At 73.0% G+C, this 16,126-nt stretch carries 12 protein-coding genes; 8 read left to right on the plus strand and 4 right to left on the minus strand.

What is annotated here, in order from left to right; genetic code table 11:
* Positions 1 to 151 precede the first annotated feature (151 nt).
* A complete protein-coding gene (locus tag AB1046_RS01165; RefSeq protein ID WP_369375535.1) occupies positions 152 to 2,773 on the plus strand; it encodes a DNA translocase FtsK 4TM domain-containing protein in 2,622 nt (873 codons plus the stop codon).
* Positions 2,774 to 2,782: 9 nt separating this feature from the next.
* Here AB1046_RS01165 and AB1046_RS01170 read toward each other — a convergent pair whose 3' ends face one another.
* A complete protein-coding gene (locus tag AB1046_RS01170) occupies positions 2,783 to 3,571 on the minus strand; it encodes an SDR family NAD(P)-dependent oxidoreductase (protein WP_369371950.1) in 789 nt (262 codons plus the stop codon).
* A gap of 83 nt (positions 3,572 to 3,654) precedes the next feature.
* On the opposite strand from AB1046_RS01170, the gene AB1046_RS01175 reads away from it, so the two are divergent.
* Positions 3,655 to 4,281: a TetR/AcrR family transcriptional regulator gene (locus AB1046_RS01175; protein WP_369371951.1), complete on the plus strand. Its 627-nt coding sequence runs from the start codon at positions 3,655 to 3,657 to the stop codon at positions 4,279 to 4,281.
* Here the strand turns inward: AB1046_RS01175 and AB1046_RS01180 are convergent.
* Positions 4,278 to 5,546: a CapA family protein gene (locus tag AB1046_RS01180; RefSeq protein WP_369371952.1), complete on the minus strand. Its 1,269-nt coding sequence runs from the start codon at positions 5,544 to 5,546 to the stop codon at positions 4,278 to 4,280. The two genes, AB1046_RS01175 and AB1046_RS01180, sit on opposite strands and share 4 nt — an antisense overlap.
* A 108-nt stretch (positions 5,547 to 5,654) precedes the next feature.
* Between AB1046_RS01180 and pgsA the strand changes: the two genes are divergently transcribed.
* The 3 genes from pgsA (at position 5,655) to AB1046_RS01195 (ending at position 7,364) form a co-directional block, all read left to right on the plus strand.
* Positions 5,655 to 6,245 (plus strand): CDP-diacylglycerol--glycerol-3-phosphate 3-phosphatidyltransferase, encoded by a 591-nt coding sequence (pgsA, locus tag AB1046_RS01185; RefSeq protein WP_369371953.1) that lies wholly within the window; start codon positions 5,655 to 5,657, stop codon positions 6,243 to 6,245.
* Complete coding sequence (locus AB1046_RS01190) at positions 6,242 to 6,748, plus strand: CinA family protein (protein WP_369371954.1); 507 nt, start codon at positions 6,242 to 6,244, stop codon at positions 6,746 to 6,748. The genes pgsA and AB1046_RS01190 overlap by 4 nt, the downstream gene beginning before the upstream one ends.
* A gap of 262 nt (positions 6,749 to 7,010) precedes the next feature.
* Positions 7,011 to 7,364, plus strand: a complete 354-nt coding sequence (locus AB1046_RS01195; protein WP_369371955.1) for a helix-turn-helix domain-containing protein — start codon at positions 7,011 to 7,013, stop codon at positions 7,362 to 7,364.
* 79 nt (positions 7,365 to 7,443) lie between these two features.
* On the opposite strand, the gene AB1046_RS01200 is transcribed toward AB1046_RS01195, so the two are convergent.
* Both AB1046_RS01200 and AB1046_RS01205 read right to left on the minus strand, forming a co-directional pair.
* Entirely contained in the window at positions 7,444 to 8,241 is a 798-nt protein-coding gene (locus tag AB1046_RS01200; protein ID WP_369371956.1) for a DNA-formamidopyrimidine glycosylase family protein, read from the minus strand.
* Positions 8,242 to 8,478: 237 nt separating this feature from the next.
* Positions 8,479 to 13,620 carry a DEAD/DEAH box helicase gene (locus AB1046_RS01205; protein WP_369371957.1) on the minus strand — a complete coding sequence of 1,714 codons (5,142 nt, stop codon included), beginning with the start codon at positions 13,618 to 13,620 and terminating at the stop codon, positions 8,479 to 8,481.
* 75 nt (positions 13,621 to 13,695) lie between these two features.
* Here AB1046_RS01205 and AB1046_RS01210 point away from each other — a divergent pair, with 75 nt between their 5' ends.
* From AB1046_RS01210 to AB1046_RS01220, 3 genes are all read left to right on the plus strand, one after another.
* On the plus strand, positions 13,696 to 13,932 hold the full coding sequence (locus AB1046_RS01210) for a DUF3046 domain-containing protein (RefSeq protein WP_369371958.1): 237 nt from the start codon (positions 13,696 to 13,698) through the stop codon (positions 13,930 to 13,932).
* 251 nt (positions 13,933 to 14,183) lie between these two features.
* Entirely contained in the window at positions 14,184 to 15,401 is a 1,218-nt protein-coding gene (gene recA, locus AB1046_RS01215) for a recombinase RecA (protein WP_369371959.1), read from the plus strand.
* Between the two features lie 79 nt (positions 15,402 to 15,480).
* Entirely contained in the window at positions 15,481 to 16,092 is a 612-nt protein-coding gene (locus AB1046_RS01220; protein WP_369371960.1) for a regulatory protein RecX, read from the plus strand.
* Positions 16,093 to 16,126 lie beyond the last annotated feature (34 nt).

Below are 16,126 nucleotides of genomic sequence, written 5' to 3' on the forward strand. Positions count from 1 at the left end.
CGGGCAGGGCGCGAAGAGCGCCAAGCCCAAGGCTGCCGCGTCGAAACGATCGACGCAGCGTCGCGGGGCTGCCCGCCCGGCGAGGCAGGCGGCGTCCGTACCGGGGCGTCCGCCGTGGCCGGTCCGGGCGATCCGCGGCCTGTGGATGGGCATGGCGCACGCCGTCGGCGGCGCCACCCGTGCCGCAGGCCCGCGGACGGCGACCGACCCGACCGGCGGGGGCGCGCCGAACGCGGAACAGCAGGGAGGGCACGAACTGGAACCGGACCACCGGCGCGACGGCGTCGGCTTCGCACTGCTCGCCGTGGCGGTCATCGTCGCCGCACGCGAGTGGTGGGGCATCGACGGCGCCTTCGGCGACGGTGTGCACGCCGTGGTCGCGGGCACGTTCGGCATCGCGGGAGTCGCGCTGCCGGTGCTGCTGATCTGGCTCGCCTTCCGCGTCATGCGCCATCCCGAGCGGGCCCAGCAGAACGGCCGGGTGGCCATCGGGCTCAGCTTCCTGGTGGTCGCCACCTGCTCGCTGGTGCACATCAGCGCCGACCTGCCCTCGCCGGCCAACGGCTTCACCCCCGTGCAGAACGCCGGTGGCGTGATCGGGTTCCTCTTCGCGACCCCGGTGGTCACCGGCCTGACGCAGTGGTTCGCGATCCCGCTGTACGTCCTGGCGGCGTTCTTCGGCATCCTGATCGTCACGGCGACGCCGGTGCACCGGATCCCCGCGCGGCTGCGCGGCCTGTACGACCGGCTGACCGGCAACCACCGCGCGGCCGACGCCGTAGGCGAGGACGGGCTCGCCCTGGCCGACGGCGTCTCGGCGCACGACGGAACCTCCGGGCCGGCCAAGCGCAAGCGCCGGACCAAGCAGGAGATCGCCGCCGAGAAGGAGCGCCTGGCCGGGTTCGTGGGCGACGAGGCCTTCGAGAAGGCCGCCGAGATCGAGGCCGCCGAGCGTGCCGCCAAGGCCGGCAAGCTCACCACGCAACGCATCCCGACCAACGAGTCCGCCGGCAAGGTCACGGGCGCCCCCGCCATCGGCCCCGGGGTCCTCGGACCCGACGGCGAGCGGGCGACGTCGGGCACCAAGGCTGACGGGCCCAGGCCGCCGAAGGCGGGCGAACCCATGCCGCGGGGTGTGCAGCCCATGCTGGAAGGCGACACCGTCTACCTGCTGCCTGACGAGGACCTGCTGGTCGCTGGGCCGCCGCACAAGGCGCGGTCCGCCGCGAACGACCGGGTGGTCGAGTCGCTGACCGGCGTGTTCGAGCAGTTCGGCGTCGACGCCAAGGTCACCGGCTTCAGCCGTGGCCCGACGGTGACCCGGTACGAGGTCGAGGTGGGCGCCAAGACCAAGGTCGAGCGGATCACGTCGCTGTCCAACAACATCGCCTATGCGGTGGCGAGCGCCGACGTGCGGATCCTGTCGCCCATCCCGGGCAAGTCCGCGATCGGCATCGAGATCCCCAACTCGGACCGCGAGACCGTCGTGCTGGGCGACGTGCTGCGCTCGGGCGCCGCGCGGCGCACCGAGCACGCCATGGTGATGGGCGTCGGCAAGGACGTCGAGGGCGGCTACGTCGTCGCGAACCTCGCGAAGATGCCACACATCCTCGTGGCCGGTGCCACCGGCGCCGGAAAGTCGAGCTTCATCAACTCGATGATCACCTCGATCCTGATGCGGTCCACACCCGAGCAGGTGCGCCTCATCCTGGTTGACCCCAAGCGGGTCGAGCTCACCGTCTACGAGGGCATACCGCACCTCATCACGCCCATCATCACCAGCCCCAAGAAGGCCGCGGAGGCCCTCGACTGGGTGGTGCGCGAGATGGACGCGCGGTACGACGACCTGGCGCTGTTCGGCTACAAGCACATCGACGACTTCAACGCCGCCGTCCGGGCCGGCAAGGTCAAGCCGCTGCCCGGTTCCGACCGCAAGATCGCGCCCTACCCGTACCTGCTCGTGGTCGTCGACGAGCTCGCGGACCTCATGATGGTCGCCCCGCGCGACGTCGAGGCCTCGATCCAGCGCATCACCCAGCTCGCGCGCGCCGCAGGCATCCACCTGGTGCTGGCCACGCAGCGACCGTCGGTCGACGTCGTGACCGGCCTGATCAAGGCGAACGTGCCGTCCCGGCTCGCCTTCGCGACGTCGTCCGTGACCGACTCGCGCGTGGTGCTCGACCAGCCGGGCGCCGAGAAGCTCATCGGCCAGGGCGACGCGCTGTTCCTGCCCATGGGTGCGGCCAAGCCGATCCGGGTGCAGGGTGCCTGGGTCACCGAGTCTGAGGTGCACCAGGTCGTCGAGCACGTCAAGAGCCAGCTCAAGCCCGTGTACCGCGAGGACGTCGCCGCGCCCGCCGCGGCCAAGAAGCAGGTCGACGAGGACATCGGCGACGACCTCGACCTGCTGCTGCAGGCCACCGAGCTTGTGGTCACCACCCAGTTCGGCTCCACCTCCATGCTGCAGCGCAAGCTCCGCGTGGGCTTCGCAAAGGCGGGGCGGCTCATGGACCTGCTGGAGTCGCGGGAGATCGTGGGGCCCTCAGAGGGCTCCAAGGCACGCGACGTGCTGGTCCTCGCCGACGAGCTGCCTTCGGCGCTCGCGCTGATCCGCGGGGAGCAGCCGGCGCAGGGTGTCTTCGACCAGGTGACGCCCGACGACGACGGCGACGGCGCCCGCTACGCCGAGGACGACCAGTACGCCGAGGGGACGGACGGCCACATGCCGCCCGTCGCCACGGACTACCACGACGACGCCGAAGCGGTGCGCTGACCGCTCTCGTCAGCCCTCGACCATGCCCGCGGCGATAGATACCGCTAGCGGGCGGGGGGCGAGCCGGGACGCCAGCGACAGCAGCCGGTTGCGCAGGCCGGAGATCACGTACGCCGGCGTGCGGGCGCCGTCCAGGGCGCGGAACGCCGTGGCGACCACCTGAGCGGGGGTCTCCTTCGGCCCGAAGGCCTCGCCGTCGGTGCCTGCCACGTCGAAGAACTCGGTCCGGGTGGGCCCCGGGCACAGGGCCGTGACCCGCAGGCTGGTGCCGCGCAGCTCGTAGGCGAGCGCCTCGGTGAAGTTGAGCACGAACGTCTTGGTCGCCCCGTACACGGCCATGCCCGGGGTGGGCTGGAACGCGCTCGTGCTGGCGACGTTCACGAGGAACCCGCGGCCCGAGCCGGTCAGCTGCGGCAGGAGCGCGTGCGTGAGCTCCACCAGCACTGCCACGTTGAGGCGCACCTCGTCCGCGATCCGTGCCGGGTCGGCGTCGAGCAGCGGCCCGTGGGTCGCGAACCCGGCGTTGTTGACGAGCGAGTCCACGGTGATGTTCCGCTCGTCCAGGAAGGTGCGCAGGCGGCCGACGGCGTCGGCGTCGGTCAGGTCCAGGGCGAGCGGGTGTGCGGTCACGCCGTACTCGGCGGCCAGGGCGTCCGCGAGCTCGGTGAGGCGGTCGATCCGGCGTGCGACGAGCACGAGGTCCGAGCCGCGTGCGGCCAGCGTACGAGCGAAGGCGGTGCCGATGCCGGAGCTGGCACCGGTCACGACAGTAGTGGTGCCGGTGAGGTCCAGAGCCATGATCTCTCCTGATGTAGTCGGTGACAACATAGTGCGCTCTGCACGGGATGTTGTCAACGCCAACATTGAGCTAGACTCGCGGCATGACGCCGTCGGACTACCACCGCCAGAACCTGCGCGGCACGCTCCTGGAGCTGGCCGAGCAGACGGTCCGCACCGCGGGCGTCGAGGCGCTGTCGCTGCGGCAGCTCGCTCGGGACGCGGGTGTGAGCCACGCCGCGCCCGCACGGCACTTCCGCGACCGCCGGGCGCTGCTGGACGCGCTGGCGCTCGCCGGGTTCGAGCGGCTGGACGCGTCGATCGACGCCGCCGCGGCAGGGGAGGGGCCCTTCACCGTGCGGTTCCGGGGCGCGGCGCACGCTTACGTCGGCTTCGCCGTCGAGAACACCGAGCTGCTCGGGCTGATGTTCACGATCAAGCACGAGGAGGGCGCGAGCGCCGAGCTCGTCGAGACGGCCCGGCGCGCGATCGACACGACAGTCGCCCTGCTTGCCCGCGGGCAGGCCGAGGGAGAGGTGGCTCCCGGCGATCCCGAACGCCTCGCGCAGGTGGTGTTCGCGACCGTCCAGGGCGTCGCGATGCTCGTGACGGGCGGGCTCCTCGACGGGACGACGGCGACCGAGCTGACCGACTCCGCGGTGGACGTGCTGCTGCGGGCCCTGCCGGTGCCTTCAGATGAGGGCGCGCGAGCGGTCTTGGCCGACGGCTAGCCCGGGGTGGGGCTTTCCGAGGCGGGCGGTTCGGAGCCCCGTGGGATCACCCGTGGCGGCTCGCCCGTGGGACGGGGCGGCTCGAGCTGCTCCTCCGCAGCGTCGCCTGCGGCATCCTTTGCGATCTGGAGCCGCTCCTCGAGCTCGGCGACGGTGAGCGTGCCCTGGTCCGGGTGTGCGAGCGCCTCACGCGTGCTGCGGAGCCGGTGCGCGGCGGCCAGGTCCACGGTCGTCGCCGCCCAGCGCACGCCTGTGACCCGGGCGGGCGCCCCCGGCGGCTGCTTGATGTCCGCGACCAGCAGCAGCCCGACGGCGGACGCCAGGACGCAGCACTCGGGGCCCTGGTTGGAGAGCAGGTTGCCCAGGCCGTAGGCCGTCCACATCCCGTCGTTCCCGGGGCCGCCGCTCAGGCGCACGAGCTTCTGCGGCACGTGGGCGTGGTGCCCGATCACGAGGTCCACCTGGCCGGACTGGGCCAGGGCGTGCGCCGTCTCCTGCTGGTGCTCGGTCGGCTCGGTGACGTACTCGACGCCGTCGTGCAGGCTCACCACTACGAGGTCCGCGCCCGCGGCCCGTGCCGCCTTCGCCTGCTGGACGATCCGCTGCGCGTCGATGAGGTCCACCGACCAGTCGCCACGGGGCGCGGTGAGCCCGTTCAGCCCGTAGGTCGCTGACAGGTGGGCGATCGTGATGGTGCGGTCGCTCCGGTGCAGCTCGTAGTACTGGGCGCCGAGTGACTCCTGCTCGTCGCGCGCGGTCCCGACGTGGCCCATCTTGGCCTCGTCGAGCGCCCCGAGCGTGGCGGCCAACCCGTCGTACCCGGCGTCGACCGAGTGGTTCGACGCCGTCGAGCAGCCGTCCCAGCCCTGCTCACCCAGGTCCCGGACCAGCTCCGCGGGTGCGCGGAACATGGGGTAGCCCGTCGGCTCCGTGCCCGGCGGCGCGATCGGCACCTCCAGGTGGCACAGGGCCAGGTCCGCCCCGTCGACCCAGGGATCGATGCCGGCCAGCAGGGGTGAGTAGTCGATGCCGGACGGTCCGGTGGCGGACTCGGTTACCGAGACGTGGGGCAGGACGTCGCCCGCGGCCACGAGGGTGAGCTCGATGTCCTGCGGCGGCGGTGGCGGGGGTGGCGTCGTCGGCCCGGAGGGTGGGGCGCTGGAGGGGCTTTCCTGGGCGGTCGTGGGCGTACAGCCGGCAGCGACGAGGAAGACGCAGGCCAGTGCCGCCGACGCGAGGAGCGGCCGGACGCGGACGGGGGTCACCTGGGGATGTTATGGCAGGGCGGCGGCCGGAGCGAGTAATAGCCCCGTGCGCCGTCGGCGGCCCGGTTGCCGGTCCGGGTGCGGGCGAACCGCGGCTAGGCTTGAGCCATGGCCACCGATGCACCGTCACCGTGGAACATCGCGAACGTCGTGACGATGATCCGGATCGTCATGGTCCCGTTCTTCGCCTGGGCGCTGCTCGCCGAGGGCGGGGACGACGTCACGTGGCGCCTCGTGGCCACGGCGATCTTTGTGGTCGCGGCGGTGTCCGACCGGGTGGACGGCTACCTCGCCCGGTCGCGCGGTCTTGTGACCGACCTGGGCAAGCTGCTCGACCCGATCGCGGACAAGCTGCTCGTCGGCGCGGCCCTGATCCTGCTCTGGATCCCGCTCGGCGAGCTGCCGTGGTGGATCCCGGTGGTGATCCTCGTGCGCGAGCTCGGCATCACCTTCATGCGGATGGCCATGCTCAAGTACGAGGTGATGCCCGCCTCCCGGGGCGGAAAGCTCAAGACGGTGCTGCAGCTGGTCGCGATCTCGATGTTCCTGCTGCCGCGCGACGGCTTCGAGTGGTTCACGGTCCTCGCCTGGATCGTGCTGCTGGCCGCGTTCGTCCTGACGGTCGTCACGGGCCTTGAATACGTGTACCAGGGCTGGAAGATCCGCCGGGACGCACGGGCCAAGGCGCCGAACGTATGACCGCTTCGCGCCTGCTGGCCGCTGCGGCCGCGCGCGGGTGGACCGTCGGGGTGGCCGAGTCGCTCACGGGCGGGCTGGTGACAGCGTCGCTCGTCACTGTGCCCGGAGCCTCGAGGGTGCTGCGCGGCGGCATCGTCGCCTACGCCACGGACCTGAAGGCGTCTCTGCTCGGTGTCGACGCCGACCTGCTCGCCGAGCGCGGGGCCGTCGACGAGGCCGTGGCCGCCCAGATGGCGGCCGGCGTGCGTCAGGCGACGGGGTCTGACGTGGGCCTCGCGACGACGGGGGTCGCCGGCCCGGATCCCCAGGACGGCCAGGCGCCGGGTGTGGTCTTCGTCGCAGTGAGCACCCCCGTGGCGTCCGAGGTGCACCGGCTCGAGCTCGACGGCGACCGGTCCCAGGTGATCGGCGACGCCGCCCGTGGAGTGCTGGAGCTCGCCTTGCTCCTCGTCAGCGAGGCACCGGGTGAAAATCACGACGCACCCCCGGCAGATTTTCGATAAGTTACAGACAAGTGAAAGTTCTTGGCCTAATCTTGCACAGGGCTTGACGCGGACGTGCTTCGGGAACAAGGCTCGTATCAACGACGTTGGTCCCGGTGTGATCATGAATAAGCCGACCACCCGGAGCCGGCGTAAGAACACTCCGAGCGCGGGGTACGGTAGATCGACCTCCGGACTCGGAGCACGCACCACACGCAAGGCACGTCCGGTCCAGGCAGGGCAGGGCGTTAGTCCAGGGACAGGCACTGAGAGGGGGCGCGAGATGGTCGTACTACGGCGAGAAATCGGAGACGTGCTGCGTGACACGCGGCAGCGTCAGGGGCGCACCCTGCGCGAGGTTTCGTCGGCGGCGCGAGTGTCGCTGGGTTACCTCAGTGAGGTCGAGCGAGGGCAGAAGGAGGCGTCGTCCGAGCTTCTTGGCTCCATCTGCGAAGCGCTCGACGTGCCACTGTCCTTGGTGCTGCGTGAGGTGAGCGACCGCGTAGCGGTGGCCGAAGGATTCCAGATTCCCGACACGATCCCCGCGGACTTCGTCGCTGGGCTGCTGGCCAGGGGAGGCGACCGGACCGCAGCGCGGCGCGAGGTCGCACAGTCAAACCTGGCGCCGGTCGGCTGAGCCGGCCAGCGCGCGGTAGGGCTGCAACGAGGGCGGGACACCACCAGGTGTCCCGCCCTCGCTCATGCCCGCCGCAGCGCTACGTCTGGTCCGGGGCCTGGCAGGTCGGGCACCAGAACACCGGGCGCTCGTAGGGCTTCTCGTTCGCCGAGCCGACGCTGATCGGCGTGCCGCACCGGTGGCACGGGCGCCCGGCCCGGCCGTGCACGTACATCTCGACGCTGCCCAGGCCGCGGGCGCGTCCCACGGCCACGCTGCGCTCCATGAGCCGTCGGGCCGTGCGGAGCAGGTCGTCGCGCTCGTCCTCGCCCAGCGCCCCTGCCGCTGTCCATGGCCACAGCCGCCGCGCGAACAGCGACTCGGCCATCCAGATGGTGCCGATGCCCGCTACGGTGCGCTGGTCCAGGAGGGCGGCGCACAGGGGCCGGTCCGGTTCGCGGACGAGGCGCGCCGCGCCGTCGGGCAGGCCCGTGGTGGGGAACTCGTCGCCGAGCACGTCCGGGCCCAGCCCGCTGAGGATGCGGTGCTCGTCGTGGGTGCGCAGCAGGTCGAGCATCCCGAGGTGCCATCCGGTGGCGGTCCAGGCGTCCGTGGCGAGTACCGCCCGGATGGCGGGGTGCCGGGCCGAGGCGTCGCGGGAGCCCGTGCGATTCACCTTCCAGAGCCCCTCCATGCGCAGGTGGGTGTGCAGCGTGCGGCCGTCGTCGAACCGGGTGAGCAGGTGCTTGCCGTAGGCGCTGGTCTCCAGCGCGGTGGCTCCCGTGAGGTTCGCGGACCCGGCACTGGGCCAGCGCAGCTCTGCGCGGATGAGCGGCAGGCCGCGCAGCGCGGCGGTGAGGCGTTCGGCGGTGAGGCGCAGTACATCGCCTTCGGGCACGGATGCTCCCCTCGTCGTGGGGCTTCAGCGTAGTGGCCGCCCCACCGGGTCAGGCTGCGCATCCGGCATATCACCCCTCCGGCGGGAGCGTCCGCCGTCGACCCGGTGCTCGACCCGATCAGCTGGTACGCCTTTGTGCCCGGCGGCGGTGAGATGATCCTGGCCGGCGGCGTGGTCCTGGCGCTCGAACAACGGAGTCCGGGGCTGTCTGGCATGCCGTCGAGCCGGGTCTTGTGGTCAGCGGATCGAGATCCGCAAGCCTCGCGGTGTGATCGCGAAGCCCGCGGTCACGAGCGCCCGCGCGGCCGGATGGTGCCGCGCGGCGTCGAGCGCGGGGACACCGTCGACACGCTGGACCACCAGCCGCCCGAGCCGTTCCTCGCGCACCACGCGAGCCAGTGCCGCGGCCGCGGCCGCGAGCCGCGCGGGGCTCCGGGTGAACGACAGCACGGTGCGCCCGCCCCGCTCCACGAACAGGGTGAGGTCGCCGTGCGTGAGCACCACTACCGCCCCGGCCTTGCGGCCAGGCCGGTGGGCTGTGGTGGTCCTGCTGCCGGGCACCTCGTCCGACGCCGGCCCGGTGTCCCGAGCGGGTTCCGGGCCGTGCTCCGGACCTGCCGGCCAGGCGAGCGCCGCACCGTAGGGGTTGGCGGGGTCCATCGCGGCGAGCACGACGGTGCCGGTCGTGCTGGTCGTACCGCTCGCGCCGGTGCTGGTCGCCACGGCCGCCGTCCGCTCCGCCACGTCCAGCTCGGCCTCGACCGTGCGCGAGCGGTCCTGCGCGTCGACGCGCAGCCGGTCGACGGCGCCGGGCAGCGCGAACTGCGACCCGCCCAGGTGCTCCACGAAGTAGCCTCGGCGCACCGCCCCGCGCTCCTCCAGGCCCGACAGCACGCGATACACGTCGCGATAGCCTGCGCCGACCCCCTCGGCCGCCGCGCCGGACCGGGTGAGCACCCCGTGTCGTTCCAGCAGCACCTGGGTCAGGGCGTGCGCGCGCAGGGTCGGGTCGGCCTCGCGAACCGGGAGGGCCGCCCAGCGGCCGCCCCCGCCGGCGGCTGACACGTTCGCCCGGAGGGCCGAGGCGGGGCGCCCCGGCGAGAGGGCGAATCGGGAGCGGCGCACGGGCCGGGCCCGCGCGGCGGTGCGCGGCGCGCGGTGGGCTCCTGAACCGCTGACCCGCTCCCGGAGCGCGCCCAGCCCGTCGTTGGTGACCTGCCCGGCCCAGACGAGGTCCCACAGCGCCTCGAGGACGGCCTCCGGCTCGGCCCCGGTGAGCTCGCTCAGCCGGGTCAGGAAGAAGCCGCCGGAACCGGTCAGCAGGTCCAGCACCGCGCGGTGCAGGTCGGAGTCGAGCAGGCTCTCCTCCTCGATCGGTTCGAGCGCGGGGAGTGTGAGCGGGGCGCCGTCGGCCAGGTGGAGCGAGACCAGGCCGTCCCCGCCGCCGGAGCCAGGCAGGCGGGCGTGCCCGGACCACAGCACCTCGCCCGCGACCGTCAGCTCGTCGAGCAGCACGGGGGAGTAGTCGACCACGCGCGAGGGCAGCACCAGGGTCTCCAGGGCCGACGCCGGGACCGCCGCGCCCGCCAGCTGCTCGATCGCCTGGACCAGGCCGTCGGCGCCGCGCAGCAGCCCGGTGGAGACGTTCTGCCAGCGGGGCAGGAAGGTGCCGAGCGCCTCCTGCTCCACGGGCTCCACCTCGGCCCGCAGGACGGCCAGCGACCGCCGGCGCAACAGGCGGAGCACCCCGGGGTCGCACCACTCGTCGCCGGTGCCGCCGAGCGAACCGGGGCGCAGGCTCCCGCGGGCGAGCACGCCGTTCCCCTCCAGCCTGGCCAGCCCGTGCGCGACGACCGCCACACCGAGCCCGAACCGGTGCGCGACCGCCGGGGCCCCGAACGGCCCATGCGTCCGGGCATGGCGCCGCAGGAGGTCACCGAGCGGGTCGGGCACGGGCTCGGTGAACGTCTCCGGGATGCCCACCGGGAGCGCCACACCGAGCGCGTCGCGCAGTCGGCCGGCGTCCTCAGCGATCGCCCACTGCTCCGCGCCGGCAAACCGGACGCGGATGACCCGGCGGCTTGCCTCCAGCTCGTCGAGCCAGCGGGCTACCGCGTGGCGTGCCTCCTCGCGGGTGCGTGCCTCCAGAGCGTCGAGCGGGTGGGGCCCCGTGCGCCGGAGCAGGTCCCACAGGCCCTCGGCGTCGCGGGCCTGCCGGTCGGGTGCGAGCCCTGCGAGCTCGGCCTCGGTCTGCTCCACGGCGCCCGGGTCCAGGAGGTCAGCCAGGTCGGCGGTGCCCTGCTCGCCGAGCAGCTCGGCGAGCAGCTCCGGGTCGAGCGACAGGGCGGCCGCCCGGCGCTCGGCGAGCGGCGCGTCGCCGTCGTACAGGAACTGGGCCGTGTAGCCGAACAGGAGCGACTGGGCGAACGGCGAGGGGGTCGGCGTCGTGACCTCGACGACGCGGACGCCGCCCGCGCCGATCTCGCGCATGAGGTCGGCCAGCGCGGCGACGTCGAAGTCGTCCTGCAGGCACTCGCGGGCCGCCTCCAGGACTATCGGGAAGTCCGGGAACTGGCTGGCGACCTCCAGCAGCTGGGCGGACCGCTGCCGCTGCTGCCAGAGCGGCTGCCGCTTGTCCGGTCGGCGCCGGGGCAGCAGCAGGGCGCGGGCGGCGGCCTCGCGGAACCGCGCGGCGAACATCACCGACGACCCGAGCTCGTCGCGCACGGCACCCAGCACCTCGTCCGGGTCCAGGAGCAGGTCCTCGAGGGTGACCCGGCCCGGCGTGTGCTGCACCTGCGTGCCGCCGTAGGCATCCTCGTCGTCCAGGTGGATCGCTGAGCCGACGTCCCCTGCCGGGGCGACGTCCCCCGCCGGGGCGATGTCCCCAACCGTGCGCAGGTCCCAGGGGTCGCCCTCCCAGCCGCCGCCGGAGTCGGGCAGGCGCAGCACGATCCCGTCGTCCGAGTGCATGGCGGCCACGTCGAGGCCGAACCGGGCCCGCAGCCGGGCGGCGATCACGAGGGCCCAGGGCGCGTGCACGCGCGCGCCGAGCGGCGAGTGGATCACCACGCGCCAGTCGCCGAGCTCGTCCCGGAACCGTTCGATCACCACTGTCCGGTCGTCGGGCACACGTCCGGTGCCCAGGCGCTGTTCCGTGAGGTAGGCGGCGAGGTTGTCCGCCGCCCAGTCGTCGAGCCCGGCCTCGCGCAGGTGCTTGCGCCCGGCCACGGGGTCGGCAGCCAGTGCGGCGTCGGCCTCTCGCACGAACGCGCCCACCGCGCGGCCGAGCTCGGCCGGGCGGCCCGGTGCGTCGCCCTTCCAGAACGGCAGGCGGCCGGGCAGGCCGGGGGCCGGGGTCACCAGCACGCGGTCGGTGGTGATCTCCTGGATGCGCCAGGTACTCGACCCGAGTGTGAACGTGTCGCCCACCCGGGACTCGTAGACCATCTCCTCGTCCAGCTCGCCGACCCGCTTGCCGCCTCGGTTGCGCCGCCCACCGCTGGTCACGCTGTCGGTGAGCGCGTCGCCGGGCCCGGGGGTGGACCCGCCGTCGGGCCCGCCCCCGGCGGGCGGCTCTGTGGCGAGGAAGACGCCGTAGGCGCCCTTGTCCGGGATGGTGCCGCCGCTCGTGGCGGCCAGGCGCAGCGCTCCCGGCCTGCCGCGCAGCATGCCCGTGGCCCGGTCCCAGGTGATGCGGGCGCGCAGCTCTGCGAAGTCCTCGCTGGGGTAGCGGCCCGCGAGCATGTCCAGCACCGCACGCCAGGTCGCGTCGCCGAGGTGCGCGAACGGCGCCGCGCGGCGGACGAGGGCGAGCAGGTCGTCCTCGGCCCAGTCGTCGACGGCGAGAGCCGCGACCACCTGCTGGGCGAGGACGTCGAGCGGGTTGGCGGGGACATGCATGTGCTCGATCTCGCCGGCGCGCATGCGCTGCGCGATGACCGTCGCGGGCACGAGGTCGCCCCGGAACATCGGGAAGACCACCCCCTTGGACACCGCACCCACCTGGTGGCCGGCCCGGCCGATGCGCTGCAGCCCGCTCGCCACCGATGGCGGCGCGCCGACCTGCACCACGAGGTCGACCGCGCCCATGTCGATGCCGAGCTCCAGGGACGACGTCGCGACCACGGCGGGCAGCCGGCCCTCCTTGAGCTCCGTCTCCGTGCGCGTGCGCTCCGCACGGCTCATCGACCCGTGGTGGGCGCGGGCCAGGATGGTCTCGGGCGGGCCTGCCTGGCCCGGTACCGCCTCGGGCAGACCACGCTGCCCGGGCACGGGCCGGGGGATGCCCGAGGCGGTACCCGACTGGCCGGGCACCAGGGCGGCCCAGGTGCTTGCCGGGTCGGCGACGTCCAGCCCCTGACGCTGCGCCCACACCTCGTTCATGCGGGCGGTCAGCCGCTCGGCGCCGCGCCGGTTGTTGGTGAAGACGATGGTCGAGGTGTGGTCGGCCACGAGGTCGACCACCCGCTCCTCGACGTGCGGCCAGACCGAGGCCCGGCGCAGCGGGCGGGTCGCCTCGCCCGAGAGGTCGATCTCGTCGTCGCCGGTGCCCGTGCTCGTGGCGGCGCCCGGTGCGGCGTCGGACGGGCCGGTGGCAGGCGCGCTGTCGAGGTCCGCGAGGTCCGGGACGGGCACGACGACGTCGATCGCCCACTCCTTGGTGGACGGCGGCTGGACGACGACTACCTCGCGCGCCGAGCTGTCGTCCCGGCCGCCGCCGAGGAACCTGGCGACGGCCTCGACCGGGCGCACGGTGGCGGACAGGCCGATGCGCTGCGCAGGTCGGTCGAGCAGGGCGTCGAGCCGTTCCAGGCTGAGCGCGAGGTGTGCGCCGCGCTTGGTGCCGGCGACGGCGTGGATCTCGTCGAGCACCACTGTCTCGACGCCGGCGAGCCCGGCGCGGGCCGACGAGGTGAGGATGAGGAACAGGGACTCCGGCGTCGTGACGAGGATGTCCGGCGGGCGCGTGGCGAAGGTGCGCCGCTCGCCCGCGGGAGTGTCGCCCGTCCGCATGCCCACGGTCACGTCCGGAACCTCGATGCCGTCCCGGGCCGCGGCCTGGCGGATGCCGGTCAGCGGGGAGCGCAGGTTGCGCTGGACGTCGGCGGCCAGCGCCTTGAGCGGCGACACGTACAGCACGCGGCAGCGGCGGGCCCGCTCCTCGGGCGGGGGAGCGGCCATGATCCGGTCGATCGACCAGAGGAACGCCGCGAGCGTCTTGCCCGACCCGGTCGGCGCGACCACGAGCGCGTGCTGGTCACGGGCGACGGCGTCCCACGCCCCGGCCTGAGCGGCGGTGGGCTGTGCGAACGCGCCGGTGAACCAGGTGCGGGTGGCGGCTCCGAACCGGGAGAGCGGGTCGTCGGGCGTGGACATGGACCCATTCTGGCCCCGACCACTGACACGGGGCAGGGTTGCCGGAGCACGCCTGCGGAGACGTAGGGTTGACGGGTGCGCGAACGGGATTTCTGGCAGCTGATCGACGAGGTCTTCGGTCCTGGGTACGGTCGCGCCCTCGCACGCGAACAGGTGCTGCCCGCGCTCGACGGCCGCACCCCGGCGGTCGCGCTGGACGACGGCGACGAGCCGCGCGACGTGTGGCACGCGCTGTGCGACGCGCTGGACGTGCCCGACGCCGACCGCTGGGGCAAGGACAAGCACCGGCAGGCACCGCCGCCGCGGCGCTGAACGCCGTGCTCTGACCGCCGCGGGACCGTGCTGCTGAGACCGGCGAGATGTCCAGCGACACGCCGATGTGTCCTGCCTTGCCTCGAACACGCGTTCGGCTAGACTTCGACCACAGGCACGGATTTCGGAACGTCGTCCACAGGCGGCGGCCGGAGCAGGCGTCCGTGTCAGTGGCTCCGCGTACGGTCGGCACGACGTACTGAGCCATCCATATCGGCGCACCCAGCGCCCCGAAGACGAAGGTGTTGCACATGCCCGCACCAGCAGACCGCGAAAAGGCTCTTGAAGCGGCCCTCGCTCAGATCGACCGTAGCTTTGGCAAGGGATCGGTCATGCGCCTCGGTGACGAGATCCGCGCACCCATCGAGGTCATCCCGACCGGTTCGATCGCCCTGGACGTGGCGCTCGGTATCGGTGGCCTGCCCCGTGGTCGGGTCGTCGAGATATACGGCCCGGAGTCCTCGGGCAAGACCACGCTCGCCCTGCACGCCGTGGCGAGCGCGCAGCGCAAGGGTGGCATCGCGGCGTTCATCGACGCCGAGCACGCGCTGGACCCGGACTACGCCAAGAAGCTCGGCGTCGACACCGACGCCCTCCTGGTCTCGCAGCCGGACACCGGCGAGCAGGCGCTGGAGATCATGGACATGCTGATCCGCTCCGGCGCGCTCGACATCATCGTGATCGACTCCGTCGCCGCCCTGACGCCCAAGGCCGAGATCGAGGGCGAGATGGGTGACAGCCACGTGGGTCTGCAGGCCCGCCTCATGTCGCAGGCCCTGCGCAAGATCACGGGCGCGCTCAGCTCGTCCGGGACCACCGCCATCTTCATCAACCAGCTGCGCGAGAAGATCGGCGTGTTCTTCGGCTCGCCCGAGACCACCACCGGTGGCAAGGCGCTGAAGTTCTACGCGTCGGTCCGGCTCGACATCCGCCGGATCGAGACCCTCAAGGAGGGCACGGACGCAGTCGGTAACCGCACCCGGGTGAAGGTCGTCAAGAACAAGATGGCCCCGCCGTTCAAGCAGGCCGAGTTCGACATCCTGTACGGCGTGGGCATCTCCCGTGAGGGCGGCCTGATCGACATGGGTGTGGAGCACGGCTTCGTGCGCAAGTCCGGCTCGTGGTTCACCTACGAGGGCGACCAGCTCGGCCAGGGCAAGGAGAACGCGCGGGCCTTCCTGCGGGACAACCCCGACCTCGCCAACGACATCGAGAAGCGCGTCAAGGAGAAGCTGGGCGTGGGGCCGAAGGTCGACGCCCCGGCGGCCGACGCAGCGGAGTCCGCTGCTGCTCCCGCCACCGAGACGGCGCCGCTCGCAGGCACCGTCGCGGCGGCAAGCTCGTCCTCCCGGACGACCACCACGGCGAAGGCCACCAAGGCGACCACCACGCGCTCGAAGGCCACGAAGCCGGCTGCGGCGAAGACCGCGGCCACGGCCGAGGCCGCTGCGGAGAAGGCCCCGTTCTGACGTGCAGTACGGTGATCCAGCGGATGGTCCCGGCGTGGGGAAGCGTCGGGGCCGTCCGGCCACTCGGGAGGGCAGCCGCGTGAGCGGTTTCGGCCGCCCGGGCGGCAAGGGTCGAGGCTATTCGAACGGCAAGGATCGCACCCCCCGGCGCACGGTCGGGGAGCGTCTGGAAGCCGGCGAGATCACCCGGGACGACGCCGTCGAGAAGGCCCGCGAGGTAGTCCTGAGGACCCTGTCTGCGGCGCAGAAGTCCCGGCGCGAGCTGGAGCAGTCGCTGGCCCGCAAGGGCTACCCGGAGGACATCGTCGTGCAGGTCCTCGACCGGTTTGACGAGGTGGGCCTGGTGGACGACGCGACCTACGCCGACACCATCGTCCGCACCCGGCACTCCGAGCGGGGCCTTGCCCGGCGCGGCATTGCCGCGGAGCTACGCCGCCGCGGTATCGACGAGGACACGGCCGTCGAGGCGCTCGATCAGCTCGACCCGGACGACGAGCGGGCCGCGGGTGCGAAGCTGGCCATCAAGCTCATCCACCGCACGCGCAGCATGGAGCGCCAGGTGCGGGTGCGCCGCGCCGTCGGCTCGCTCGCCCGGAAGGGCTACGCGCCCGGCCTGGCGTTCGAGCTGGTCCGCGACGCGCTGGCCGCGGAGGGCGAGGACACGGACGACCTGGCCTACTCCGAGGACTGAGGTGATCCCCGCTGGCGCGGGGATCACCTAGGTC

Source organism: Promicromonospora sp. Populi (assembly GCF_041081105.1).
In the GTDB taxonomy this organism is placed as follows: domain Bacteria; phylum Actinomycetota; class Actinomycetes; order Actinomycetales; family Cellulomonadaceae; genus Promicromonospora.

Excerpts from the sequence above, each read along its gene's own strand:
- AB1046_RS01165 (WP_369375535.1), top strand. The coding sequence starts at position 152 with ATGGCGCACGCCGTCGGCGGCGCCACCCGTGCCGCAGGCCCGCGGACG.
- AB1046_RS01170 (WP_369371950.1), bottom strand. The coding sequence starts at position 3,571 with ATGGCTCTGGACCTCACCGGCACCACTACTGTCGTGACCGGTGCCAGC.
- AB1046_RS01175 (WP_369371951.1), top strand. The coding sequence starts at position 3,655 with ATGACGCCGTCGGACTACCACCGCCAGAACCTGCGCGGCACGCTCCTG.
- pgsA (WP_369371953.1), top strand. The coding sequence starts at position 5,655 with ATGGCCACCGATGCACCGTCACCGTGGAACATCGCGAACGTCGTGACG.
- AB1046_RS01190 (WP_369371954.1), top strand. The coding sequence starts at position 6,242 with ATGACCGCTTCGCGCCTGCTGGCCGCTGCGGCCGCGCGCGGGTGGACC.
- AB1046_RS01195 (WP_369371955.1), top strand. The coding sequence starts at position 7,011 with ATGGTCGTACTACGGCGAGAAATCGGAGACGTGCTGCGTGACACGCGG.
- AB1046_RS01205 (WP_369371957.1), bottom strand. The coding sequence starts at position 13,620 with ATGTCCACGCCCGACGACCCGCTCTCCCGGTTCGGAGCCGCCACCCGC.
- recA (WP_369371959.1), top strand. The coding sequence starts at position 14,184 with ATGCCCGCACCAGCAGACCGCGAAAAGGCTCTTGAAGCGGCCCTCGCT.